Origin of the sequence: Polyangium jinanense, assembly GCF_028435265.1 — a bacterium.
Classification (GTDB): Bacteria; Myxococcota_A; Polyangia; order Polyangiales; family Polyangiaceae; genus Polyangium; species Polyangium jinanense.
Window position 1 is genome coordinate 42,774 of sequence record NZ_JAGTJK010000042.1, and the last position, 22,096, is coordinate 64,869.

The following is a 22,096-nucleotide window of genomic DNA, read 5'->3' on the forward strand; positions in this document are numbered from 1 at the left end:
GGTTTTACGCGGCCTCTATGACGACCGCAAGGCCCGCGTGTCACCGGGCAACGCTGGAGATCACGCCACCATCGAGCACGCGCTCATCGAGCACGGCCAGTTTTCCCTCCGGGAACACGGCGCGGATCGCATCGAGCGCACGCTCGACACTCTCCTTCGTGCTGCACGAGGCGACGTCGACGAAGAGCCTGCCTTCCTCGGGCCACGTGTGCAGCGCGATGTGGCTCTCGCCGACGACGGCGCACGCGGTGACGCCCTGCGGCGAAAACGGAACGACGAGCGTGCCGAGGCCCGTGAAGGGGCCCGCCGCGACGGCGGCGTCGAGCGCGGCGCGAAGCGCGTCCGGGCTGTCGAGGGTGTCGCGGCGGCAATCCGTGAGGATCGCAAGGAGCACGAAGAGCTTCATCGGCGGCTTCGGCACATACCGCCGCCCGAGGCACATGGCCAGGCGCGACACGCGAAATGAAACGAGGGGGCAGGACCCAGGCCCGCCCCCTCACACGCGTGGTGACGCGTGCTGATTTTACCGGCGACCCACGATCGTCACCGGGCGAGCACGCTCTCCACCGGCGTCGAAGCGGCCCGTGACACCCGCGAAGACGAAGGCGTTCAGGCGCGGCGTGTCGACCGTCTGCGTCCCGACGCGGCCCTCGGGGTTGCGCCAGAGGAACATGCTGAGATCGCCGCCGAGCGTCGGGGCGAGCGCGACACTCTCGCTCACGCGGATGTCGACGCCGATCTTGGCCTTCGCGAGCTGGAAGCCGTGGATGAACACGTCGTTGTTCTGGCCCGTGGGTTGCTCCCACATCATGCGATACCCGGCGCCGACCGAGACCCAAGGGTCCAGGCGCGAGTAGGGGCTCATGTGGAAGGCGCCGTCGATGCCCGCGGTCGCGCCGCGCATCTCCGCGCCACGCGGGAGGTTTTGCATGCTGTAACTGCCGTTGATACCGACCGACGAATACGGATTCGCGCGGTAGTGGAGGCCGAGGCCCGCGCCGAGGCCCGCGCCTCCGAGGCCTGTCGCTTGCGTGCCCTGGGTCGCGGGCACGGACGGGCCGAAGCCCTGGTTGTAGCCCGAATCGACCTGGATCTCGACAGCGTTCAGCGGTGCGCCAATCTGGCCCGCGCGCTCCATTTCGGTCTCGCGCATCAACGTTTGCGCCGAGGCCGTGCTGGCGCTCGCCGCGGCGAGCGCGAACGTCGCGACCGCGATTCCCATCGTTCGTGTCATGGCTTCATTCCCCCTGGCTTCGGGCGCCGGAATCGAGCGCCGCCCGCGGCGAGGGGTGGAGCAGCGTACGTGCCAGGCGGGGACGAGCAGCATGTTCCCGTCGAAACGAGCGAGGCCCGCCATGGATGGCCGAACGAGCAGGCGCCTACTGCACACGAGCCGAGCTCGCTCGGGCGTGTGAAGCAAAAACCTTGCTTGGCAAGCCGGCGGGGATTCGCGAGGATGCCGCCGCAAGATGACGAGCTTCATCCACGTCGAAGGCAAGGTCGCGATCGTGACCGGAGGCAGCCGAGGGATCGGCGAGTCGATCGCCAAAGCGCTCGGGCAGAGCGGAGCGAAGGTGGCGATCGCGTCGAGAAAAAAGGAAGGGCTCGACGCCGCGGTCGAGCGGCTGCGCAAGGAGGGCGTGACCGTGGAGGCCTTCACCTGCCACACGGGCAAGGCCGACGATGTGCAGAAGCTCTTCCAGCAGGTGATCGCGACGTTCGGGAAGGTGGACGTCCTCGTCAACAACGCCGCGACGAACCCTCATTTCGGGCCGCTCATGACGGCGGACGACACGGCGTTCGACAAGACGATCGAGGTCAACCTGAAGGGGTACTTCTACACGTCGCGTGAGCTCGTCCGGCATCTCGTCGATCGCAACGCGCCTGGCGCGATCGTGAACGTGACGAGCGTGGCGGGGCTCTCGGCGGCGCCGTTGCAAGGCGTGTACGGGATGACCAAGGCCGCGGTCGTGTCGATGACGCAGACGATGGCGGTCGAGCTCGCGGCCTCTGGGATCCGCGTCAACGCGATCGCGCCGGGGCTCGTGGATACACGGTTCGCCGCGGCGATCGTGCACAACAAGGATCTCGTCGAGCGGGTCGTGGCGCGGACGCCGATCGGAAGGTACGGGCAGCCGGACGAGATCGCCGGGGCGGCGCTGTACCTCGCTTCGGATGCGGCATCGTTCCTCACGGGGCAGACGATCGTGGTCGATGGCGGCATGACCATCGCGTGAGGGAATGAAGATGGATCAGCAAAGCTTGCAGGACCGCTACGCGCCCCAGAGCTGTTGCTTCGGCTGCGGGCCGGCAAACGAGAAGGGGCTCCGGATCAAGAGCCACGTGGAAGGAGACGAGGTCGTCGCCACGTGGGTGCCCGAGCCGTACCACCAGGCGTTCCCGGGCATGCTCAACGGCGGGATCATCGGCGCGCTGCTCGATTGCCATTCGAACTGGACGGCGGCGCATCACCTGATGGAGCGAGGGGGCCTCGACAAACCCCCGTGCACGGTGACGGCCGATTTCCACGTAAAGCTTCGGCGGCCGACGCCGCTCGGGCCCGTGCATCTCAAGGCGCGCGTGGTCGAGGTGGCCGACGATCGATGCGCGATCGAGGCGACGCTCGAGGCCGGCGGGAAGGTCACGGCGACGTGCCGCGGGACGTTCGTCGCGGTGAAAGAGGGCCATCCCGCGTACCACCGCTGGTAGGCGCGACCGTCCCGAGGATCCGGGTGAGCTCGTCGAGCAGGCGATGCGGCTCGATGGGTTTTCCGACGTGGCCGTCGAAGCCCGCGCGCAAAGCTCGGGCGCGATCGGCGTCGCGGGTGAAGGCCGTGACGGCGACGACGGGGAGCGACGCGGCAAGCTCGTCGTTACGCACGGCGCGGACCAGGTGAAACCCGTCCTCCCCCGGCAAACCAAGCTCGCTCAGCACCACGGAGGGCCAGCCGGACTGGATGACGCGCAGCGCCTCCGCCGCGCTCGACGCCGTCCGGGTCTCGGCGCCCTCCTCGCCGAGCAGGCGTGAAAGGACCTCCCGCGCGCCTTGCTCGTCGTCCACGACGAGGACGTGGAGTCCTTCGAGGGAGGGGCCTTCCTCGCGTGTCGTAGGCGGCGTGGCAGGGTCCTCCGCCGCGAGCGGGAGCTCGACGAGGAACGTCGCGCCGCGGCCGATCCCCTCGCTCTCGGCTCGCACCGTGCCGCCGTGGAGCACCACGAGGTCCTTCACGATCGAGAGCCCAAGGCCGAGCCCGCCTTGCCGCCGCACCGACGACGCATCCGCCTGCCGGAATTTTTCGAAGACGTGCGGCAAGAGGTCGGGCCGGATGCCGAGGCCGTCGTCGCGCACGGTGAGCGTCACGGAGGAGCCCGCGCACACGAGCGAGACCTCCGTGGTGCCGCCGGGCGCGCTGAACTTGATGGCGTTGCTGAGGAGGTTGCACACGATCTGCTGCAAGCGCGCCGGGTCACCGAGCACCTGCACGGCCGTGAGCGCGTCTTTGCGCTCGAGCTTGATCTGACGCTCGTTCGCCATGGGGCGCATGGTCTCGAGGGCGACGTCGACCGCGCGAGAGAGGTCGCAGAGGGACGCGTCGAGCTTGAGCTTGCCGACGCGGATGCGCTCCGTGTCGAGCATATCGCCCATCAGGCGGCCGAGCAGGGCAGCGTTGCGCTCGATCACGTCGAGCGCCTTGCTCGTGCTCTGCTGCGAGAGCACGCCCCGGCGGAGCATGTCGGACCAGCCGAGGATGGCGTTGAGCGGCGCGCGGAGCTCGTGGGAGACGATGGCCAGAAAGTCGTCCTTGAGTCGGTTCGCTCGCTCGGCGTCGCGACGCGCGGCCCGCTCGCTGTCGAGCAGCGCGTCGCGCTCCTCTTCGAGCCGCTTGCGCTCGGTCACGTCGATCAGCGCGCCGTAGAGGGCCGCGGGTTTGCCTTCGCCGTCCCTGCGCACGTGCGCCATGAGCTCGATCCAGCGCACCTCCTGGCCGCCGCGCAGGATGCGGAACTGCGAGCGGCACGGCTCCTCGGCTTCGAAGGCGCAGCGCGTGGCGCGGTTGACCTCCGAGCGATCGTCCGGGTGCACGCACGATAAAAGAAGCCTCCGCTGGAAGACCGCGCTTTCGGGCAGGCCGAGCAGCTTGCGGGTCGTCGCCGAGCAGAAGGCCTGGCGTTCGAGGAGGTCGAACGAGAAGGTCCCGACGCCGCCGGCCTCGGTGGCGAGGCGGAGGTGTTCCTCGCTCTCGCGCAGGGCTTGCTGCGCGGCCTTGAAGTCGTGCACGTCGGCCGCGGCGCCGAACCATTTCGTGATGGCGCCCTTCTCGTTGCGGATCGGCCGCGCGCGGCAGCAGAACCATCGGTACGAGCCATCCTTGCCCCGCAAGCGGAACTCCACGGCGACGGGCTCGGCCTCGACGCGCGCCGTCATCACCTCGGTCCAGTGGGCGCGAACGGCGGGGATGTCGTCGGGGTGGATCCATTGCATCCAGGCGACGTCGTCCGGGCCGCACATGCCCGTGTACTCGTGCATGCGCTGGTTCATGTATTCGCCGCGGCCGTCGGCGAGCGCCGTGAAAAGGATCTCGGGCACGGTGTCGGCCATGGCGCGGAAGCGCTCCTCGCTTTCGCAGAGGGCCTGTTCGGCGCGCTTGCGGGCGTCGATGCTGATGACGCAGCCAATCAAGCGGACGGGCGTGCCCATCTCGTCGTGGATCAGCCGGGCGTGGTCCCAGACCCAGACCCAGTGGCCGTCGCGATGGCGGATGCGGTACTCCGCGTCGATGACGGGCTGATTCTTGCTGCGGATCGTGGTGCGGCCGGAGAAGCTCTTCAGGTCGTCGGTGTGGATGCGGCTGCGCCACCATCTGTCGGTGGTCGGGATCTCCTCGGGCCAGAAGCCGAGCATCTCGATGAGGCCGCTGGAGCGCCAGACGCGGTTCGTCGGGAAATCCCAGTCGTAGACCATGCCGCGGATGGCCTCGGTCGCCAGCCGGAAGCGCTCCTCACTCTCGCGCAAGGCGGCCACCCCCTGCCCCGCGTCGACGTCTCCTTCTTCTTCCAGCGCGCGAAATCCCCGTTCGGCCAGGAACAGTCCAGAGTCGTGTTTGCCTGGTTCTCGCCTTTCGCGATCGCCAGCGTGGTCGCGCGGGGGATTTCCCATGGTGCGATGTTCCACCCGCTCGGCGTCAAAAAGCAATCACACGTAAGTAGTATCTCAAGGGACGGATTTCATTCCGCGGAAGACGGAAGAGGCCGCCTCCGGGCAGGCAAGTCGGGCCGTGCCTGATGGAGGCGGCGGGAAATTCCTCCAAGAAGGAAAAGACGGCCTTGACAAACCCGCACCCCGTCCGCGACGCTGCTTGCTGCATGCCGCGCGTCACGTTCACCCAGCATATCGCGAGGCACGTGCCCTGCCCGGCGCGTGACGTCGAAGGGCGCACCGTCCGCGAGGCCCTCGACACGTATTTCGCCGCGGAGCCGGCCGTGCGGGGCTACGTCCTCGACGAGCAAGGCGTCGTGCGGAAGCACGTGGTGATCTTCGTCGACGGCAATCAGGCGACGGATCGGTCGAGCCTCGGGGACGCCGTGGGCGAGGGCTCGGTGATCTACGTAATGCAAGCGCTTTCCGGGGGTTAGAGGTCCATGTCGAGCAAGTTGTTCGTGGCGACACGCAAAGGGCTTTTCCGTCTCGATCGAAAGCCGTCGGGATGGTCGATCGCGGAGGTCTCGTTCCTCGGCGACAACGTTTCGATGCTGCTGCCGGATCGGCGAGACGGGTCGCTGTACGCGGCGCTCGCGCTGGGGCATTTCGGGGTGAAGCTGCGGCGGTCGCGGGACGCAGGCGCGACGTGGGAGGAGATCACGGCGCCGGCCTATCCGCCGCTGCCCGAGGGAGCCGAGCCGGAAAAGACGCCGGACGGACGAGAATGGCCGCAGCGGGCCGAGCTCTTGTGGAGCCTGGAAGCCGGCCGCGAGGATCAGCCGGGACATCTCTGGTGCGGGACGATCCCGGGGGGGCTGTTCCAATCGAAGGACCACGGGCAATCGTGGGAGCTCGTGCGCTCGCTCTGGGATCACCCGACCCGGAAAGGCTGGTTCGGCGGCGGCTACGACTGGCCGGGGATTCACTCGATCTGCGTGGATCGAGGCGGCGTGACGGTGGGCATTTCCTGCGGGGGCGTGTGGCGCTCGACGGACGACGGCGCGACGTGGGAGACGCGGACGAAGGGCATGTACGCCGAATACATGCCGCCCGAGCGCCGAGACGATCCGGGGATCCAGGATCCGCACCGGCTCGTGGCCTGCGCCGCGCAGCCCGACGCGCTCTGGACCCAGCACCACAACGGGCTTTTCCGCTCGACGGACGGAGGAAAGACGTGGCGCGAGGTGACGTCGGTGAAGCCGAGCAAATTCGGCTTCACGATGGCCGTGCACCCGCGGGACCCAGAGACGGCGTGGGTGGTGCCCGCAAAGAAGGACGAGCAGCGAATCCCGGTCGATGGGAAGGTGGTGGTGGCCCGGACGCGCGACGGCGGAGCGAGCTTCACGGTGCTCGACAAGGGTTTGCCGCAGACGAACGCGTTTGATCTGACGTACCGCCACGGGCTGGACGTGGACAGCACGGGGGACGTGCTGGCGTTCGGGACGACGACGGGATCCTTGTGGATCAGCGAGGACGGCGGAGATTCGTGGCAGACGATCTCGAATCACCTGCCGCCGGTGTATGCGGTGCGGTTCGGCGAGGTGTGAGCCCCTCGTCCCTCACGGGACGTAGTTCCAGGTACAGAAACCGTTCTTGCAGGCGAACCCGTTCGCGTTCGGACAATCGCAGGTGCCGACGATGATCTCCTCGCATTCGAGCGTTTGCCACTGCTCGAGCAGCTCGTAGAACCGCGTCGCGTCCGCGTCGAGGCGCGCGACGAGGTTGCGCGTGCAGCCGCAGCTCGTGCCCTTGAGCTCCTGGCCACACTGGACGTCGGCCGTGCAGCTCATGATCGCCTGCCGCTCTTTCGGGAGCTCCACTTCGAGCTCGGCGCACGTCAGCATCGCGGAGCCGCCGCCACCGCTCGTGCTGGAGTTGCCGCCCGTGCCGCCGCTGCCGCTCGTGCCGGCGCTGCCGCCCGTGCCGCCGCTGCCGCCCGTGCCGTCGCTACCGCCCGTGCCACCCGTGCCCGTGCTGGTCATATCGCCAGGCGAGGAGCCTCCGCCGCCCACGCCGGCCGAACAGCCGAGGAGGGAGACGACGAGAAGCGCTGAAACTCCGAAGAAGACGCGAACCATGAAAAAACCTCCGTGCGCACGGGGTGCGTGCACACGGAGGTTACCATGAGCCGCTCGCCCGAGAGGTCAGGCGAATGCTTCGTCCATGAGGCGCTTCTGCTCCAGATTGTGGCTCGCCTTCGAGCCGGTCGCGGGGCTCGCGCTCGGCTGACGACCCACGACGGAGAGCGGGAAGCGTCCGCCGAGGAACTGGGGCAGGACGGCGTTGATGTAATACCAGGAGCCGTAGTTGATCGGCTCTTCCTGGACCCACACGAGCTTCGTGCCGTCCTTGTAGTTCGCGAGCGCGTTCGTGAGCTCCTGGTTCAGCGGGAAGAGCTGCTCGAGCCGCACGATGGCCACGTCCCGAAGGCCGCGCTGCTCCCGCGTCACGGCGAGGTCGTAGTAGACCTTGCCCGAGCAGAGCAGGATCTTCTTCACGTCCGAGGGATCAACCGTGTCGTCGCCGATCACGCGCTGGAACCTGCCGTTCGCGAGGTCGTCGATCGTCGAGACGGGGCGCGGGCCCTTGGCCGTGGTGGCGACGCGGAGCAGGCTCTTCGGCGTGGCGATGACGAGCGGCTTGCGCCACGGGCGAAGGATCTGGCGGCGCAGCGCGTGGAAGAGCTGGGCCGGCGTCGTCAGGTTGCAGACCTGGATGTTGTCCTCGGCGCTGTTCTGCAGGAAGCGCTCGATGCGCGCGCTCGAGTGCTCCGGGCCCTGGCCCTCGTAGCCGTGCGGGAGGAAGAGGACGAGGCCCGTGAGCCTGTGCCACTTGTCCTCGCTCGACGTGATGAACTGGTCGACGATGACCTGCGCGCCGTTGAGGAAGTCGCCGAACTGCGCCTCCCAGATGACGAGCGCGTCGGGGTAGTCGAGCGCGTAGCCGAACTCGAAGCCGAGCACGCCCGCCTCGCTGAGGGGGCTGTTGTGGATGTCGAGGCGCGCCGGGCCCTCCGCGACGCGCGAGAGAGGCGAGAAGCTCGCGCCCGTCTCGATGTCGACGACGACCGCGTGGCGATGGCTGAACGTCCCGCGGCGCACGTCCTGGCCCGAGATGCGCACGGGCGTCTTCTCGGAGAGGAGCGTGGCGTACGCGAGCATCTCGCCCGTGCCCCAGTCGAAGGGCTCGCCCTTCACGAGGCGATCGTGGCGCGCCTTCAGGATGGGCATGACCTTCGGGTGCACCTTGAAGTCACCCGGCAGCTCGAGGAGGCGGCGCGAGATGTCGATGAGCTTGTCGGCGGATACGCCGGTCGGCACCTCGGGCGTGTCGGCGTCGCGGCCGCCGCGGTAGCTCGTCCAGACGCCGGCCATCGCGTACGTGACGGGAGCGAAGCCCTTCTGCTTGACCTCCTGCAGCGCGCCGTTGAGCGCCTCGCGACGGCGGACGAGGATCTCCTCGGCCTTCTCCTCGCTCACCTGGCCCATCTCGACCAGGCGCTTGACGTACATCTGCCGGACCGTCGGCTTCTTGTCGATGACGGCGTACATCCGCGGCTGCGTGTAGCGCGGCTCGTCGCCCTCGTTGTGGCCGTAGCGGCGGTAGCAGTACATGTCGATCACGACATCCATGCCGAAGCGCTGGCGCCACTCGGTCGCGAGGAGCGCGATCTGCGCGACGGCCTCGGGATCCTCGCCGTTCACGTGGAAGACGGGGACCTTCAGCATGCGCGTGATGTCCGACGCGTAACGCGTGGAGCGCGACTCGCTCGGGTTCGTCGTGAAGCCGACCTGGTTGTTCACGATCACGTGGATCGTGCCGCCGGTCCGGTAGCCTTCGAGGCCGCACATGTTGAGCGTCTCGGAGACGACGCCCTGGCCGATGAACGCAGCGTCGCCGTGGATGAGCAAGGGCATGACCTTGCGCGCTGCGTCGGGGGCGCCGAGGCGGTCCTGCTTGGCGCGCGCGCGGCCCTCGACCACGGGGTTCACGAACTCGAGGTGGCTCGGGTTGAACGTAAGCGTGAGGTGGACCTTGTGGCCCGACTCCGTGACGCGATCGGTGGAGTAGCCGAGGTGGTACTTCACGTCGCCCGCGCCGACGTAACGCTCGGGGTCCTTGTCCTCGAAGTGCGCGAAGATCTCGCGCGGGCTCTTTTCGAGGATGTTCGAGAGGACGTTGAGGCGGCCGCGGTGGGCCATGCCGAAGACGATCTCGTCGACGCCCTCGGCGCCGGAGCGCTCGATGATGAGGTCGAGCAGCGGGATCAGCGCCTCGCCGCCTTCGAGCGAGAAGCGCTTCGTGCCAGCCTCGTAGCTCCGGTGGATGAACTGCTCGAAGATCTCCGCGTCGGAGAGCTTCGTCAGGATGCGGAGCTGCTTGTCGCGACTGAGCTCGAGGCGGTTCTTCGTCGCCTCCATGCGCCGCTGCAGCCAGATGCGCTGGACCGGATCCTCGATGTGCGTGAACTCGACGCCGATCGAGCGGCAGTAGGTCTCTTCGAGGCGGTTGATGATCTCGCGCAGCGTCGAGATGGCCGGCAAGCCGGCGAGGTCGACCGTGGGGAACGGCTTGTCGAGGTCCGCTTCGCTGAGGTCGAAGTTGTCGAGATTGAGCTCGGGCGGCGCGGGCGGCGGGAGGCCGAGCGGGTCGATGTGCGCGAATTGGTGACCACGCACGCGGTAGGCGTTGACGAGCTGGTAGACACGGGCGCGGGTCGCCGCGGTCGACATCATCTCCTGCTCGGAGGAGATGAAATCGAAGCCCGGCACGCGCGGAGGCGGCGGGGGCGGCGGCGACGAGCGGCGTTGCCGGCGCGTCGGCTCCTGCGTGAACAGGCTCGCCTGCGCGGGCGCGGGGCCGCCGTTCGTGTAACGAGGCGGCTCGGGCGTCGTCACGGGCGCAGGCGCCGGCGGAGCGACCTGCACGGGCGCTCGAACCACCGGCGCGGCCGTCTGCGACGGGCCACGCTGTTTATCGAAGAAGGCCCTCCAGCTCGGGTCGACCTTCTCGGGATTCTCCTGGTACTGCGCGTAGAGCTCTTCGACGAACCCTGCGTTGACGCCGAAATCAAGCTGCATGGGTGGCATTGGGGCGGCAGGGAAATAACGCGGGATCGGTGTCGCCGCCAGCGCAGTTTTTTCGGATCCCGGGGTCGTGGAATCCCGAGACACCACCGGCAGGGCGGGCGCCCGAGCCCCAGGGTGCGCTACATACGTACGCACGACGAAGTGGGGAGGCCGGGGACGAGCCCGGCCCCGCGCCACGGACGGGGATTGTACGACGATGAACGACGGGCTCGACCGGTTTCGCGCGCACCTGTACTACGACGAGCGCCTCGGCTTCTGGCTGGACACGAGCCGGATCCGGTGGACAGAAGGCTTCCTCGACGCGCTCGAGCCGCGGCTTCAAGCGGCCTACGAGGCGATGGCGACGCTCGAACGCGGCGCTGTCGCAAACCCCGACGAGGGGCGCATGGTGGGGCACTACTGGCTCCGGGCGCCCGAGCTCGCGCCGGATCCCGCGATCCGCGACGCAATCACGTCCACGCTCGGCCGCGTGCTCTCGTTCGCGGAGGACGTGCACGCCGCGCGCATCCGCCCCGAGCGCGCAAGTCGCTTCCGCAACGTGCTGCTCATCGGCATCGGCGGCTCGGCGCTCGGACCCGAGTTCGTCTCCGCGGCGCTCACGTCACCCGCGGATCGCATGCGCGTCTGGTTCTTCGACAACACCGATCCCGATGGATTCGATCGGACCCTCGACGCGATCGGCGACGCGCTCCCCGAGACGCTCACAGTCGTCATCTCGAAGTCGGGCGGCACGAAGGAGACGCGCAACGGGATGCTCGAAGCCGAGGCGGCGTACGCGCGGCTCGGGCTCGATTTCGCGAAACACGCGGTGGTCGTGACGGGCGAGGGCAGCGAGCTCGACAAGCACGCGGTGGCGCGGGGGCTACTCGATCGGTTCCCGATGTGGGACTGGGTCGGCGGTCGGACGAGCGAGCTCAGCGCGGTGGGCCTTCTGCCGGCCGCGCTGCAAGGGCTCGACGTGGCGGACATGCTGCGCGGCGCGCGCGCGATGGACGAGGTGACGCGATCCCGCGTGACGAGGAAGAACCCGGCGGCGCAGCTCGCGGCGGCGTGGCTCTCGGCGACGGGCGGCGCGGGCAAGAAGGACATGGTGCTCTTGCCGTACAAGGACCGGCTCGAGCTCTTCAGCCGGTACGCGCAGCAGCTCGTGATGGAGTCGCTCGGCAAGCGGCTCGATCGGAACGGGCGCGAGGTGTGGCAGGGGATCAGCGTCTACGGCAACAAGGGCTCGACGGATCAACACGCGTACGTGCAGCAGCTCCGCGATGGGGTCGACAACTTCTTCGTGACGTTCATCGAGGTGCTGCTCGATCGCGCGCCGCAGCGAGGGGACCTCGACGTGGAGCCGGGCGTGACGTCGGGCGATTACCTCTCGGGGTTCTTGCAAGGCACGCGGCGCGCGCTCGATGAGCGAGGGCGCGATACGATCACGATCACGCTGGAGGCGCTCGACGCGGCGTCGCTCGGCGCGCTCATCGCGCTCTACGAGCGGACCGTGGGGATCTACGCGGAGCTCGTGGGCATCAACGCGTACCACCAGCCGGGCGTGGAGGCGGGGAAGAAGGCGGCGCAAGCGGTGATCGATCTCGAGCTTCGCGTGCTCGCGGCGCTGCGCGCGAAGGTGGGGACGGCGCTCTCGCTCGCGGAGGTCATGGCGGCAGCGGGCAGCGACGAGCCGGAGACGGTGTTCTGGATCCTGCGGCATCTGTCGGCGAACCCGCGGCGTGGTGTGCTCCGCGTGCGCGGCCAGGGTGCCGAAGCTGAGGCGGGATCGCCGCTCGACTGGATGTGGATGGTCGCCGCCGCCAAGTGAGGCGACGGGCAGTGGCGCTTGGGGGCGACGCTCGGACGACCGAGCGACGCCCCCACACCCCCGCTCAGAAGTGGAAACGCACGGCGGCGGAGCTGCCGCCCACGAGCAGCTCAGGCTTGCCCGGGAGCGCCTGCGCGCGCTCGAGGTACTTCTCGGGCACGAGGATGCCGGCGGCGATCATGGCCGCGCCGGTCATCTGCGTGAAGCCGTTGAGGAGCATGAAGAACGCGTAGAGGTCGTCGTCGGTGCTACGCGCGTTCGGGAATTCCTGCGCGCGCGAGTTCTCGATGCCGAGCGAGATGAACGGGCCGAAGACCGGGACGAGCAGCGGGCCGAACAGCTCGGAGTCGCGTTCGTTGTCGTCGAACGCGTAAGCGCCGCCGACGAGCGCGGACAGGCCGTACGGCACCGCGAAGGTGACGATGCCGCCGATGAGCAGGCTCCGGGTCGGCTGCACCTTCAGCTGGTAGCCCGGCAGGAGGATGTCGCCCTCTTCGTACTCGATGCGGCGAGGCAAGACGGGCAGGCTCGGGTCGTCCATCGGCGCCCACATCGGCGGGGGCTGCTGCGGCGACGGGCTGTCCCACGTCTCGTTACTGAGCCTCGGCTGCTTCTTCCGTTTCTTCGGCTTCGGCTGCTCCTCGGTCGACTCCGCGCCCTCCGTCGTCGGAGCCGGCGGCGGAGGCGGCAAGGGCGCGGCGCTCGTGGTCGAGGGCGGCGCAGGCGGAGGCGGCAGAGGCGCGGCAGCCGTGGACGACGGCGGAGGCGCGGCGGGGGCCGGCTGCGCGCTCGCGGGGAGCGTGGTTGCGAGGCTCAGCGAGAGCGCGGCGAGCGGCGCGAGGCCCGGGATCGACGTGCGCTTGCGATTGTCCATCGACGGAGTCCCTTTCATCGTCGATCCACGGCTCAGAAATGCCACCGGAGCGTCGCGGCCCGCGGGCCGACCATGACCTCGGGGCGCGGATCGAAGGCGGTGGGCGTGCGCGAGACGAACTTCTCGTCGGAGAGCATGCCCGCCACGAAGAGCGCGGCGCCCGTGGCCTGGCCGAGGCCGTCGAGCATGAGCATGAAGACGCCGACGCTCTCGGCGTCCGAGGTGCCGATCGCGACGAAGGGACCGATGACCGGGATGAAGAGCGACGTGTAATAACCGGAGGCGAGGCCCTCGTTGCCCGCGAAGGTGCCCGCGAAGAGGACCGACATCCCGTAGAGCGGCGCGAACGTCGCGATGCCCGCGGTCGCCATCTTGTAACGCGGCCTCGTCTCGATGCCGTAGCCGCGCGGGATCGGATCCCCTTCCTTGTACGGCAAACGCGAGGGCCCGAAGATCGGCGCCGGCGGATAGTACCCGGGCGGCGGATAACCCGGCGGCGCGGCCATCGGCTGTTGCGGCGCCGCGCCCATCGGCGGCGGAGGCTGCTGCGGCAGCGCGCCGGGGGTCGGCTGCTGCTGCTGCAACGCTCCGGGCGGCGGAGGCGGCGGCGCGTCCTGCGCCAGGGAGATATTTGCAGCACCAAGGATCGTCAGCACGGCGCCGACGCAAAGGATCGTTCGTCTCGTCGTCACATCGTCCCCACGAGGCCCAGGCCTGCGCCATGCGGGCCAAACCGGAGAGGCACCACGGTCACGGAGGCTTCGACCTCGGAGCGGACGAGCCGCTTCTCCTGGGCGACGAGGCCGGCGATGAACATCGCGATGCCGCCCGTTTGCGCGAGACCGTCGACCGCGAGCCAGAAGGTGCCCGGGCCCTCGGAGTCGAGCGTGCCCATCGCGACGAAGGGCCCGACGGCCGGGATGTAGAGCGGCCAGAGATCCGAGCTCCGCGAGACGCTGTCGCCGATCGAGGCGATCATCGCGGAGAAGAACCAGGGGACGCCGAACGTCACGGCGCCGCCGATGACGAGGCCCTTGCGAATGCGGCTGTCGACGCGGTAGCCCGGCGGGATCGGATCCCCTTCCTCATACGCGAGCGTCGTCGGGAGCGAAGCGCCAGGCGGGCCGTATCCATAGCTGTTCGGCCCGTACCCCGGCGGCGGCGCATACCCCGGCGGCGGCGCGTACCCCGGCGGCGGATACCCCGGCGGATACCCGGGCGGCGGCGCGTAGCCGGGCGGCGGATACCCAGGCGGATACCCTTGCGGATACCCGGGCGGCGGCGCGTACCCCGGCGGCGGCAGCGGCGCGCCCTGCGGCGTCGCGGGCGCATACCCAGGAGGAGGAGGCGGCGGCGCCGAGGTGTCCGGCGATCCAGCCGGCGGCGGAGGCGGCGGCGCAGGCGCCTGCGCCGCGGCGAGCTGCGAGGAGACGCCTACCGCGACGAAGAGCGCCGCCGCAAGCGCACGAGGAGCTCCCTTCGTTGTGTTCGCCGACGCCTTACGCATGCAGGTCCCTCCGCCTTCGCGCGTGACGCTCGCACGCGCGTAAAAAGGGAGAATACGTGAGGCACCAGGGAGGTCAACGCGGCTTTTTCGTTCCCGATCGGAGCGCCGCGGCCTCGGCGCGGAACTCGCGCGCGCGCCGATCGACGAGAGACGGCGCACGTGCGCGGGCCGCCGCCCACGCGGAGGCGGGCGCGAGCGAGGCCACGCGTCGCGCCTCGACGAGCACGTCGGGCCCAGCGAGATCGAGGTCGGGGACGAACCCACGCGTCTCGTCGTAGTCGCCGAGCGGATCCACGACGGCGCGCGTGCCGAGCGTGACTACAAGGCGCGAGCGCGGAAGCACGAACGACGCGACCTCACCGACCGCCATGCTGCCACGCGTGCGCTCGCCCGCGACGAGGAGCCCCGGGACTTGCCGCGCCAGCGCGACGAACATCTCGCACGCCGAGGCGCATCCGCGATCGACGAGGATCACGCCGCGGCCCGCGAGCGGCGCGGTCGCTGTGCCTTGCAGGATCTCGCCCTCACGAACGATCTCCACGCGTCCTTCGCCGCGCGCGGCGAGATCCTCGGCGAGCCGTTCGAGCCGCGTGATGTGGTCGAGGAACATCACGCGCGCGGCCGGCGGGACATCTCCACGCGCGAGGCGCCGCTTCGCCGCGTTCACGCGTCCGAGGGCCGCGGTCACGGACTGGACCTCGCGCGTGCCGAGCGCGAGGATCGGCCCCTGCGCGAGCGCGAGCAGGAAGCGCTCGGCGAAGGTGTAGTTTCCGCCGTGGTTGCCGCGCAGATCCACGACGAAGGCAGGCGCCTCGCGCAGGCGCGCGGCGAGCCGAGGCAACGTGGCGAGCGCCGCGGCCGCGGCCGTTTCGAACGTGCGCACCGCGAGGACCGGGACCTCGCCCTCGACGAGCTCCACGGGCGGCGCTGCACCGGACGGCGGCGCGGCGGGCGCCGGCAATGCTTGGAGCCGCAACGGCTTTTCGCCGCCATGACCGAAGGCGAGGTGCCCGTCGTCGGCGCGGAGCAGATCCCGCAAGAGGAACGCGAGCTCGAACGGCGACCAGGTCGCGCGGCTCTGGATCACGCGGCGCGCTTCGTCGATGCGCGCGCGCGGCGGCAGGGGCGCGTGGCCCTCGGGCGCGGCGTACGCGTCGGCGAAGACGTCGAGCGCGAAGTCGAGATCCGCCTCGGCGAGCGCGGCCGAGACGTGACGCGGCTCGGCGTCGAAGTCGCTCGGGCTCGCGGCGAGCGCGGCGAAGCTCGGAGAGAGGGCGGCGGAAGCGCGCGGATTCCGCTCGGGAGATCCCCAGGATCCGGCGCACCCGGTGAGGGTGAGCCCGAGGGCGAGGAGGCCTCCGTACAGCAAGGCGCGCATCAGCCGCGAGGGTGCAACGACGAGTCACCTCGTTGCAACGGCCTCGCGACGATGCGGTGGGGATGAAGACGGGAAGGGAACGTATTTCCTGCGGAGACGACGCGCGGCGCTCGAGCCGTGCGTCTGCGAGATCGCGCAGCGAGCTCGCCTCGGGGGGTGAATCGTCCGGGCTTTGCCCGGACGAGAGGGGGACGCGAGGCGTCCCCTTCGGGACTAAGCCTGTGCGGCGAGGGCCTTGTAGGCCTCGGCCCACTTCTTCCACTGCTTCAGGCGCGTACCGGGCTTGCGGTTCTTCGCCTTGGCGCGGCCTTCCTTGCGGGCGATCTTCTCGAGCAGGTGCTGGTGCTGGCGGCTGGGACGATGCATGCGCGCGATGCTGGTCCAAGCGCGCTTGCTTCGCAAGCCCATCGAGCAGGGCAGACGAAGGTGCGGCGCGCCCCGAATCGATCTGCCGTCAGCCGCCCCGGCTGCCCTTCTCGCCTTCGTCGGGCCCGAGACGTCCGTATGTGTGGATGGCGCCGATGATGAGGAAGAGCGCAAGCAGCGTCAGGACGGAGCCAATGTCGATGACGCTCGTATCGTTCGGGTCGCTCGGGCGCAGGCCCACGAGCCCGAGCCCGACGAGCAGCGCCGTGCTGCCCACGAGCAGAGCGCGCCGCGGACCGGCCGCGCGCTCGGACTCGCTCTGCACCAGGGTTCCGATCTTGTCGCCGAGGCTCACTTGAACTTCTTGGTCTTCGCGTACGTGATGAAGTCGCGCACGTCACGCGTCAGCGTGCGCTCGGCCGTGATCGTCGTGAGCTCGTGCGACTCGCCGGCGAGATCGTCGTAGCGATAGTTCGCCTGGTAGAGCAGCACGATGCGCACCTCGCCGTCGGCGCCGACGCGCTCGAGCCGAAGTTTTTCATCGGGACCGTTCGGCGGCTTGATCGCGTCGCCGAGCTTGTCCTGATCATCGTCGGAAATGTACGCGATCCCGAACTCGTGACCCTCGATGCTCACGTCGACGCGCAGGGCCTTGCCGCTCCGCATCTCGACCTCGCGGGCAGGCGCGGGTTGCACGCCTTCCTGGGCCACGGCGCGGCGGATGACCTCGATCGCGCGGCGCTCGTCGAGGGTCCTCGTGGGGTTCGGCGCGCGGACCGGCTCGGGTCCGCATCCGAGGGCGACCGTGCCGAGGACGGCGGTCGCGACAATCGGCAAGATGTTTCGCAAGACGGTAGCCATGAGCGCCATGAGAGTAGCCAACCAGGCCGCGCTCCGCTACTACCCCGGCCATGGCTCGCCTGGCGGCGATCGACATCGGGTCCAACGCCATCCGGCTTCGCGTGGTCGACGTGGACCCGCCCCTGCTCACGGACGACGGACCGCGGTTTTATCCCTTCCGAGACGTGCTCGTCGACCGCGCGCCGGTGCGGCTCGGGCACGACGTCTTCACCAAAGGCCGCCTCGAGAACGGCGTCATCGGCGCGGCCTGCGAGGCGCTGAAGCGCTTTCGCGCGGCCATGGACGCGGCGAAGGTCGAGCGCTACCGCGCCGTCGCCACGAGCGCCGCGCGCGAGGCGCAAAACGGTGACCTCTTCGTCGAGCGCGCCGAGCGCGAGAGCCGCGTGCACGTGGAGATCATCGAGGGCGTCGAGGAAGCGCGCCTCGTGCAGCTCGCCGTCGTCGAGCGCATCGCCATGGGGCCACGGCGCTCGCTGCTCGTCGACATCGGCGGCGGCTCGACGGAGCTCACGCTGCTCGAAGGCCGCCTCCCCGTCTACTCGCGCTCCTTGCCCGTCGGGACCGTCCGTCTGCTCGAAGCGTTCCTCGAAGGCCGCGGGCCGATCGACCTCGGCCACCGCAAGCTCCTCGAAGAGTACGTCGACCGCGTTTGCGCTGACGCCTTCCGCGAGATCGAGGACGCCTCCGACGGACCCGTCGACGTCGTCATCGGCACGGGCGGCAACATCGAGACGCTCGCCGACCTCTGCCCGATGCCGATCGCCTTCCCCGAGGGCCGCGCGATCGAGGTCCGCTCGATGCGAAGGTTGCTCGACGAGCTCTCCGCGAAGAGCGTGGACGAGCGCGTGACCGCTTACGGACTCCGGCCCGATCGCGCCGACACCATCGTCCCCGCGGCCACGGTGCTCTGCCGGGTCGCCGAAGCCTTCGGGCGAGAATCGATCACGGCGCCGGGCGTGGGGCTCAAGGAAGGCGTGCTCGTGGACCTCGCGCGCCAGCACTTCGTGCCGCGCGACTTCGGCGGCGAGGCGACCGCGGTGAGCGAGGCGTGCCTAAGGCTCGGGCGCCGCTACCACTTCGACGAGGCGCATGGCCTGCTCGTGGCGCGCTTCGCGACTCGCCTCTTCGACGAGCTCGCCATGCGCCACCGCATGAGCCCGCGCGACCGCATCCTCCTCCACGCGGCGGCGCTCCTGCACGACGTCGGCGACTTCGTGCGGTACGAGGGACACCACAAGCACAGCTACTACCTCATCGTGCACGCCGACCTGATGGGCCTGTCGCCCGCGGAGCGCGAGATCGTGGCCAACGTCGCGCGTTATCACCGCAAGAGCCCGCCGCAGCTCGACCACGAGAACTTCCGTACGCTCTCGCGCGAGGATCGGGCGAAGGTGAAAGCGATGGCCGCGATCCTGCGGGTTGCGGACGCGCTCGATCGGGAGCACCGGGCCAAGGTCGCCGGGGTCAACGGGCGCATCGAGGGCGATACGCTGGTGCTCGAGCTCTCGGGCACGGAGGACCGGTCGCTCGAAGAGTGGACCGTCGGGGCGAAGTGCGGGATGTTGAAGGACGCGCTCGGGCTCGACGTGCGTATCGTGGACGCGGCGACGGGTGCATCGCGGACGCCCACGTCGGTGCCGCCTGCCTCGCGAAAGACGCCGGTACCGACGCCGCGAAGCTAGTCGAAACGGGTCTTACGGGAAGAACCTCATTGGCATTTGGGGGCTACGCTCGGGAACCGAGCTACGCCCCCAAGCCTCCCCGAAGTTCGGGGGCTACGCTCGGGCGAGCCGCGGGTTTGGCATGCGGCTCGCCGAGGTTGTCCGGGCGTTCAGCGCTTGCGACGGCCCTTTGCGGCGGGCGCCGGCGTGGCAGCGACGGGTGTGGCGGCAGCGGCGGCCTTCGCGGGCGCGGCCTTTGTGGCGGCTTTCGCGGGCGCCTTCGCGGAGCTCGGCTTCGCGGCGGCGTTCTTCGTCGGCGTGGCCGTTTTCGGAGCGCGACCGTTCGGCCCAAAGACGAGCTTGCGCAGCGCGGCGGCGGCCTTGTCCGTGTCGCCGCCTTCGCTTGCGCGCACGTGCTCGACCACGGCGGCGAACGGCTCTTCCTCGGGGAACATGAGGAGCACGAAGGGCGGCACGCCGAGCGCCTTGGCAGCCGAGACCACGGTCCCGACCGTGATCAGGACGAGCCCGCGCTCCACGCTCGACATGTGCCCCTTGGACAGACCACTTTCATCGGCGAGGGCCGCGAGCGACATGCCGCGTTCCTGGCGAAGATCACGGATTCGGGCCCCCACCTTGGCGGCGACGGGCTCGGGAGTCGGACGACGGGGCATGTTTTTTCCACCTCGAACGTGCGCCCCGGCGTGCCGGAGACGCGGAGAAGATCAGGACAAAACGCGGCGGTTCGTCGTGGCCGTGTTCGCGTGGGACGAACTCTACCATGTCGTCCTCGCCCGGCACAACGTCCCCGTAGAACGCGCATGTCCCGACAACCCGCGCCCGCATTTTGGCCCTACCCCGGTCCCCTCCCCCGCCGGGGCGGCTTGCCGAAGAAGAGCGCCCGGAACCGTTCGGCCGCGCGGCCCAGGTCGCCGTCCTCCTCGCGGAGGAGGTTATCGAAGTACTGGGTAAAGGGTTCGTCCTCCTCCCGCATGCACAGGAGGAACGGCGGCACGCCGAGCGCCCCGGCCGCGGCGTAAATCGTGCTGACGCTCATGACGGCGAGGCCATTCTCGAGGTTGGAGATGTGACCCTTGGAGAGCCCGCTCGCCTTTGCGAATTGCGCGAGTGACATTTTTTTCTCACGCCGGAGCTCACGTATTCGAGCACCGATGCGGGCGGCCATCGGGTCCGGGATACGACGTGTAGGCACGGGTTTGCACCTCGGAAACCGTTTTTCCTGCCAAGCATGCGATCGACCATCGACCGCTCGCTGCCGTTTTCGAAAATCCGGTCGATTGACCCAATGGGATCAACCAAGCCAAACCCACTTACCACGTCGGGCGCCCTTTCCCAATGTTCGAACGCATTTTCGAACTTCGAAAATCGACGTGGAGGCCATTCATTTCCCGAGATGAAAATCGGGTTCGACACATGAAACACGCCGAGCCCACCACCGGACACGCCAAACCACGCGGGATTCCAGGGCAAACCCGTGCCGAGCCCCCACGCCCACGGTGCGCGTCGACGGTTGTCGGGCCAAGCGGGCCCTACGCGGGTCGGTCACACACAACACCACCCCCGCCGGCGGCGGGGAGGTCTCGGTACGACCCCGACATGATTCTCTTGACTTTTCGCTCTACTCGTGGAGCGAGCGTTTCGATGTGCGCCCGCGCTTCTTGCCGGGCATGCCGCTCGTGCGCTCCTCGATCACCGCGCTCACGCGCCGCATATCGCCGCCGTACGCCTGCCGGATCTCCTCCAGCACGGCCGAAAGCGGATCCTCGTCGGGAAAGGCGAGGAGCACGAACGGCGGCAGCTCGAGCGCTTTCGCCACCGCGACGACCGTGCCCATCGTCACGCGCACACGCCCTCGCTCCGCGCTCGACATCTGACTCGGCGTCAGACCTCCCGCCTCGCGCAAACTCGCGAGCGACAGACCTCGCTCGAGCCGGAGATCACGCATCCGCGCCCCGAGCTTGCCGGCGTACGGCTCCGGCCGCCCGCTCGTGATGCCCGCGCGCTCGCGAGCCGCCGCCCGCATCTTCGATCCCTGCGCCTGCGTTTCGCCTGACGTGCGCTTCATCGTGACCCGCGACAAACCTAACACGTTCTTCGGGGCCACGTGCAGGTGCGGATCGAAAAACCCAAACCGGTTCCACGCGAGGTTGGTCCGTCGCCCGGTTTTTCAGGCCCTAACCTCATTTTTTGACAGACGACCCGGAGACCCCCGAAAGAACCCGCCCCCCCTCGGGCCCGCCAGTCGGTCAGCCGAAGAAACGAACGAGCTCCGAGACGAACGTGTCGTGCGCCTCGATGTGCGGCGAATGTCCGACATTCGGCAGGATTTCTTCCCGGTAGCTGCCGCCGTTCTCCTTGTAGGCGTCGAGCACGGCGCGCGTCTGCGAGACCATGGGCTGCGCCGGGTAGACGTCGTCGCCCGGCCAACCGGGGATCGCGCCGAGCTTGCCAAGGAAGCCGAAGTCGAAGAGCGACGTGTCGCTGACGATCTGATCGCCGTCGCCACGGATCCAGAGGACGTCGTGCTTGGGCGGGATCTTCGCGAAGCCCGAGAGGTTCACGTACTTCGGCGCGAGCGCGTTGTTCACGCCGCGCGTGCCGGGCGCGACAGCGGGCCAGTTCGGGGAGGTGATCGTGTCGCCGGGGTAGTGATCGTCGTCGACCACCATCTTCAGGATCTCCGCGACGAAGAACTCCTCGCGGTCCTTCTCCACGCGGAACGGCGGCTTGAAGTAGTAGTCGTTCATCACCTTGCGCGGCGAGAACGCGCTCTCCTCCGAGGCGTCGCGCTCCTTCAACCGCCGCGCGAACTCGGGGTTCGCCGTGCCGCCGCCCGAGCCCGCGAAGTCCGCGAAACACGGCTCGCCGCTCGTGCCCTTCGTCCCGCCGAACCCGTACGGCGCCATCGGCGCCTCGAGGATGATCTTGTCGACGAGCTCCGGATGATCGATCGCGAGCTGCATCGCGACGCCGCCGCCCACCGACCAGCCGACGACGTGCACCTTGCCCTTGATCCCGAGCTCCGCGTGCTGGAGGAGCGCCGCGAGGTCGTCCGAGAAATCACGCAGGCCACGCGTGGCGTCGATGGGCGCGGGCTCGGAGTCGCCGTAGCCGCGAAGATCGGCCGCGATGGCGCGGAACTTCGCCGGGAGCGCGGCCATCGTCTGCTCGAAGAAACGAGCGGAGGAGCAGTTGCCGTGGATGAACAGGACGGGCACGCCGTCCGCGGGTCCGCTGACGAGCACGTGCGTGCGAAGGCGATGCGTCTGGATGTTGATCGAGGTGATGGCGGTCATGAGCTCCTCGGGTTTTTCAGGCCAGAGGA

The 22,096-nt window shown here is 69.1% G+C and carries 22 protein-coding genes; 6 read left to right on the forward strand and 16 right to left on the reverse strand.

The genetic code is table 11. The annotated features are described in order from the left end of the window. Positions 1-40 precede the first annotated feature (40 nt). A complete protein-coding gene (locus KEG38_RS41460) occupies positions 41-457 on the reverse strand; it encodes an S-adenosylmethionine decarboxylase family protein (protein WP_272426105.1) in 417 nt (138 codons plus the stop codon). 66 nt (positions 458-523) lie between these two features. Beyond that, a complete protein-coding gene (locus KEG38_RS41465; protein ID WP_272426107.1) occupies positions 524-1,234 on the reverse strand; it encodes a hypothetical protein in 711 nt (236 codons plus the stop codon). Positions 1,235-1,469: 235 nt separating this feature from the next. Between KEG38_RS41465 and KEG38_RS41470 the strand changes: the two genes are divergently transcribed. Both KEG38_RS41470 and KEG38_RS41475 read left to right on the forward strand, forming a co-directional pair. Beyond that, complete coding sequence (locus KEG38_RS41470) at positions 1,470-2,237, forward strand: glucose 1-dehydrogenase (RefSeq protein WP_272426108.1); 768 nt, start codon at positions 1,470-1,472, stop codon at positions 2,235-2,237. A gap of 10 nt (positions 2,238-2,247) precedes the next feature. Beyond that, a complete protein-coding gene (locus KEG38_RS41475) occupies positions 2,248-2,709 on the forward strand; it encodes a PaaI family thioesterase (RefSeq protein WP_272426110.1) in 462 nt (153 codons plus the stop codon). On the opposite strand, the gene KEG38_RS41480 is transcribed toward KEG38_RS41475, so the two are convergent. Next, positions 2,642-5,158, reverse strand: a complete 2,517-nt coding sequence (locus KEG38_RS41480) for a hybrid sensor histidine kinase/response regulator (RefSeq protein ID WP_272426112.1) — start codon at positions 5,156-5,158, stop codon at positions 2,642-2,644. The two genes, KEG38_RS41475 and KEG38_RS41480, sit on opposite strands and share 68 nt — an antisense overlap. 167 nt (positions 5,159-5,325) lie before the next feature. Here KEG38_RS41480 and KEG38_RS41485 point away from each other — a divergent pair, with 167 nt between their 5' ends. Together KEG38_RS41485 and KEG38_RS41490 are read left to right on the forward strand one after the other, a co-directional pair. Next, positions 5,326-5,634: a MoaD/ThiS family protein gene (locus KEG38_RS41485; RefSeq protein WP_272426114.1), complete on the forward strand. Its 309-nt coding sequence runs from the start codon at positions 5,326-5,328 to the stop codon at positions 5,632-5,634. Between the two features lie 6 nt (positions 5,635-5,640). Further along, on the forward strand, positions 5,641-6,747 hold the full coding sequence (locus KEG38_RS41490; protein WP_272426116.1) for a WD40/YVTN/BNR-like repeat-containing protein: 1,107 nt from the start codon (positions 5,641-5,643) through the stop codon (positions 6,745-6,747). A gap of 12 nt (positions 6,748-6,759) precedes the next feature. Here KEG38_RS41490 and KEG38_RS41495 read toward each other — a convergent pair whose 3' ends face one another. Both KEG38_RS41495 and KEG38_RS41500 read right to left on the reverse strand, forming a co-directional pair. Continuing rightward, entirely contained in the window at positions 6,760-7,278 is a 519-nt protein-coding gene (locus KEG38_RS41495) for a hypothetical protein (RefSeq protein WP_272426117.1), read from the reverse strand. A gap of 66 nt (positions 7,279-7,344) precedes the next feature. After that, the gene (locus KEG38_RS41500; protein WP_272426119.1) at positions 7,345-10,281 is read right to left on the reverse strand and encodes a 2-oxoglutarate dehydrogenase E1 component; all 2,937 of its coding nucleotides are present in this window, start codon (positions 10,279-10,281) and stop codon (positions 7,345-7,347) included. 205 nt (positions 10,282-10,486) lie between these two features. Between KEG38_RS41500 and KEG38_RS41505 the strand changes: the two genes are divergently transcribed. Then, positions 10,487-12,103, forward strand: coding sequence for a glucose-6-phosphate isomerase (locus KEG38_RS41505; protein WP_272426121.1), 1,617 nt, complete (start codon positions 10,487-10,489; stop codon positions 12,101-12,103). 64 nt (positions 12,104-12,167) lie between these two features. Here the strand turns inward: KEG38_RS41505 and KEG38_RS41510 are convergent, their stop codons facing one another. The 7 genes from KEG38_RS41510 to KEG38_RS41540 all read right to left on the reverse strand — a co-directional run bounded on the left by KEG38_RS41510 (position 12,168) and on the right by KEG38_RS41540 (position 17,089). Further along, the gene (locus tag KEG38_RS41510; RefSeq protein WP_272426122.1) at positions 12,168-12,977 is read right to left on the reverse strand and encodes a hypothetical protein; all 810 of its coding nucleotides are present in this window, start codon (positions 12,975-12,977) and stop codon (positions 12,168-12,170) included. A 32-nt stretch (positions 12,978-13,009) separates the two neighbouring features. Next, positions 13,010-13,669: a hypothetical protein gene (locus KEG38_RS41515; RefSeq protein ID WP_272426123.1), complete on the reverse strand. Its 660-nt coding sequence runs from the start codon at positions 13,667-13,669 to the stop codon at positions 13,010-13,012. Continuing rightward, positions 13,666-14,484: a hypothetical protein gene (locus KEG38_RS41520; protein WP_272426124.1), complete on the reverse strand. Its 819-nt coding sequence runs from the start codon at positions 14,482-14,484 to the stop codon at positions 13,666-13,668. Before KEG38_RS41520 ends, KEG38_RS41515 begins: the two co-directional genes overlap by 4 nt. Positions 14,485-14,557: 73 nt before the next feature. Continuing rightward, the gene (locus KEG38_RS41525; protein ID WP_272426125.1) at positions 14,558-15,862 is read right to left on the reverse strand and encodes a S41 family peptidase; all 1,305 of its coding nucleotides are present in this window, start codon (positions 15,860-15,862) and stop codon (positions 14,558-14,560) included. A 213-nt stretch (positions 15,863-16,075) separates the two neighbouring features. Continuing rightward, positions 16,076-16,228, reverse strand: coding sequence for a hypothetical protein (locus KEG38_RS41530; protein WP_272426127.1), 153 nt, complete (start codon positions 16,226-16,228; stop codon positions 16,076-16,078). Positions 16,229-16,316: 88 nt separating this feature from the next. After that, positions 16,317-16,583 carry a hypothetical protein gene (locus tag KEG38_RS41535; RefSeq protein WP_272426129.1) on the reverse strand — a complete coding sequence of 89 codons (267 nt, stop codon included), beginning with the start codon at positions 16,581-16,583 and terminating at the stop codon, positions 16,317-16,319. Continuing rightward, positions 16,580-17,089: a hypothetical protein gene (locus KEG38_RS41540; RefSeq protein WP_272426130.1), complete on the reverse strand. Its 510-nt coding sequence runs from the start codon at positions 17,087-17,089 to the stop codon at positions 16,580-16,582. Before KEG38_RS41540 ends, KEG38_RS41535 begins: the two co-directional genes overlap by 4 nt. A gap of 50 nt (positions 17,090-17,139) precedes the next feature. Between KEG38_RS41540 and KEG38_RS41545 the strand changes: the two genes are divergently transcribed. Next, the gene (locus tag KEG38_RS41545; RefSeq protein ID WP_272426133.1) at positions 17,140-18,771 is read left to right on the forward strand and encodes a Ppx/GppA phosphatase family protein; all 1,632 of its coding nucleotides are present in this window, start codon (positions 17,140-17,142) and stop codon (positions 18,769-18,771) included. A 149-nt stretch (positions 18,772-18,920) separates the two neighbouring features. Here the strand turns inward: KEG38_RS41545 and KEG38_RS41550 are convergent, their stop codons facing one another. The 4 genes from KEG38_RS41550 to KEG38_RS41565 all read right to left on the reverse strand — a co-directional run bounded on the left by KEG38_RS41550 (position 18,921) and on the right by KEG38_RS41565 (position 22,067). Then, positions 18,921-19,424 (reverse strand): helix-turn-helix domain-containing protein, encoded by a 504-nt coding sequence (locus KEG38_RS41550; RefSeq protein ID WP_272426134.1) that lies wholly within the window; start codon positions 19,422-19,424, stop codon positions 18,921-18,923. Between the two features lie 179 nt (positions 19,425-19,603). Next, positions 19,604-19,936 (reverse strand): helix-turn-helix domain-containing protein, encoded by a 333-nt coding sequence (locus KEG38_RS41555; RefSeq protein WP_272426181.1) that lies wholly within the window; start codon positions 19,934-19,936, stop codon positions 19,604-19,606. A 453-nt stretch (positions 19,937-20,389) separates the two neighbouring features. After that, on the reverse strand, positions 20,390-20,836 hold the full coding sequence (locus KEG38_RS41560) for a helix-turn-helix domain-containing protein (protein WP_272426135.1): 447 nt from the start codon (positions 20,834-20,836) through the stop codon (positions 20,390-20,392). Positions 20,837-21,017: 181 nt separating this feature from the next. Beyond that, positions 21,018-22,067 (reverse strand): alpha/beta fold hydrolase, encoded by a 1,050-nt coding sequence (locus KEG38_RS41565; RefSeq protein ID WP_272426137.1) that lies wholly within the window; start codon positions 22,065-22,067, stop codon positions 21,018-21,020. Between the last annotated feature and the right edge of the window lie 29 nt (positions 22,068-22,096).

Coding starts and splice junctions, on each gene's coding strand:
- KEG38_RS41465 (WP_272426107.1), bottom strand. CDS start 1,234: ATGACACGAACGATGGGAATCGCGGTCGCGACGTTCGCGCTCGCCGCG.
- KEG38_RS41470 (WP_272426108.1), top strand. CDS start 1,470: ATGACGAGCTTCATCCACGTCGAAGGCAAGGTCGCGATCGTGACCGGA.
- KEG38_RS41475 (WP_272426110.1), top strand. CDS start 2,248: ATGGATCAGCAAAGCTTGCAGGACCGCTACGCGCCCCAGAGCTGTTGC.
- KEG38_RS41480 (WP_272426112.1), bottom strand. CDS start 5,158: ATGGGAAATCCCCCGCGCGACCACGCTGGCGATCGCGAAAGGCGAGAA.
- KEG38_RS41490 (WP_272426116.1), top strand. CDS start 5,641: ATGTCGAGCAAGTTGTTCGTGGCGACACGCAAAGGGCTTTTCCGTCTC.
- KEG38_RS41495 (WP_272426117.1), bottom strand. CDS start 7,278: ATGGTTCGCGTCTTCTTCGGAGTTTCAGCGCTTCTCGTCGTCTCCCTC.
- KEG38_RS41500 (WP_272426119.1), bottom strand. CDS start 10,281: ATGCAGCTTGATTTCGGCGTCAACGCAGGGTTCGTCGAAGAGCTCTAC.
- KEG38_RS41505 (WP_272426121.1), top strand. CDS start 10,487: ATGAACGACGGGCTCGACCGGTTTCGCGCGCACCTGTACTACGACGAG.
- KEG38_RS41510 (WP_272426122.1), bottom strand. CDS start 12,977: ATGGACAATCGCAAGCGCACGTCGATCCCGGGCCTCGCGCCGCTCGCC.
- KEG38_RS41520 (WP_272426124.1), bottom strand. CDS start 14,484: ATGCGTAAGGCGTCGGCGAACACAACGAAGGGAGCTCCTCGTGCGCTT.
- KEG38_RS41525 (WP_272426125.1), bottom strand. CDS start 15,862: ATGCGCGCCTTGCTGTACGGAGGCCTCCTCGCCCTCGGGCTCACCCTC.
- KEG38_RS41530 (WP_272426127.1), bottom strand. CDS start 16,228: ATGCATCGTCCCAGCCGCCAGCACCAGCACCTGCTCGAGAAGATCGCC.
- KEG38_RS41540 (WP_272426130.1), bottom strand. CDS start 17,089: ATGGCTACCGTCTTGCGAAACATCTTGCCGATTGTCGCGACCGCCGTC.
- KEG38_RS41545 (WP_272426133.1), top strand. CDS start 17,140: ATGGCTCGCCTGGCGGCGATCGACATCGGGTCCAACGCCATCCGGCTT.
- KEG38_RS41550 (WP_272426134.1), bottom strand. CDS start 19,424: ATGCCCCGTCGTCCGACTCCCGAGCCCGTCGCCGCCAAGGTGGGGGCC.
- KEG38_RS41555 (WP_272426181.1), bottom strand. CDS start 19,936: ATGGCCGCCCGCATCGGTGCTCGAATACGTGAGCTCCGGCGTGAGAAA.
- KEG38_RS41560 (WP_272426135.1), bottom strand. CDS start 20,836: ATGAAGCGCACGTCAGGCGAAACGCAGGCGCAGGGATCGAAGATGCGG.
- KEG38_RS41565 (WP_272426137.1), bottom strand. CDS start 22,067: ATGACCGCCATCACCTCGATCAACATCCAGACGCATCGCCTTCGCACG.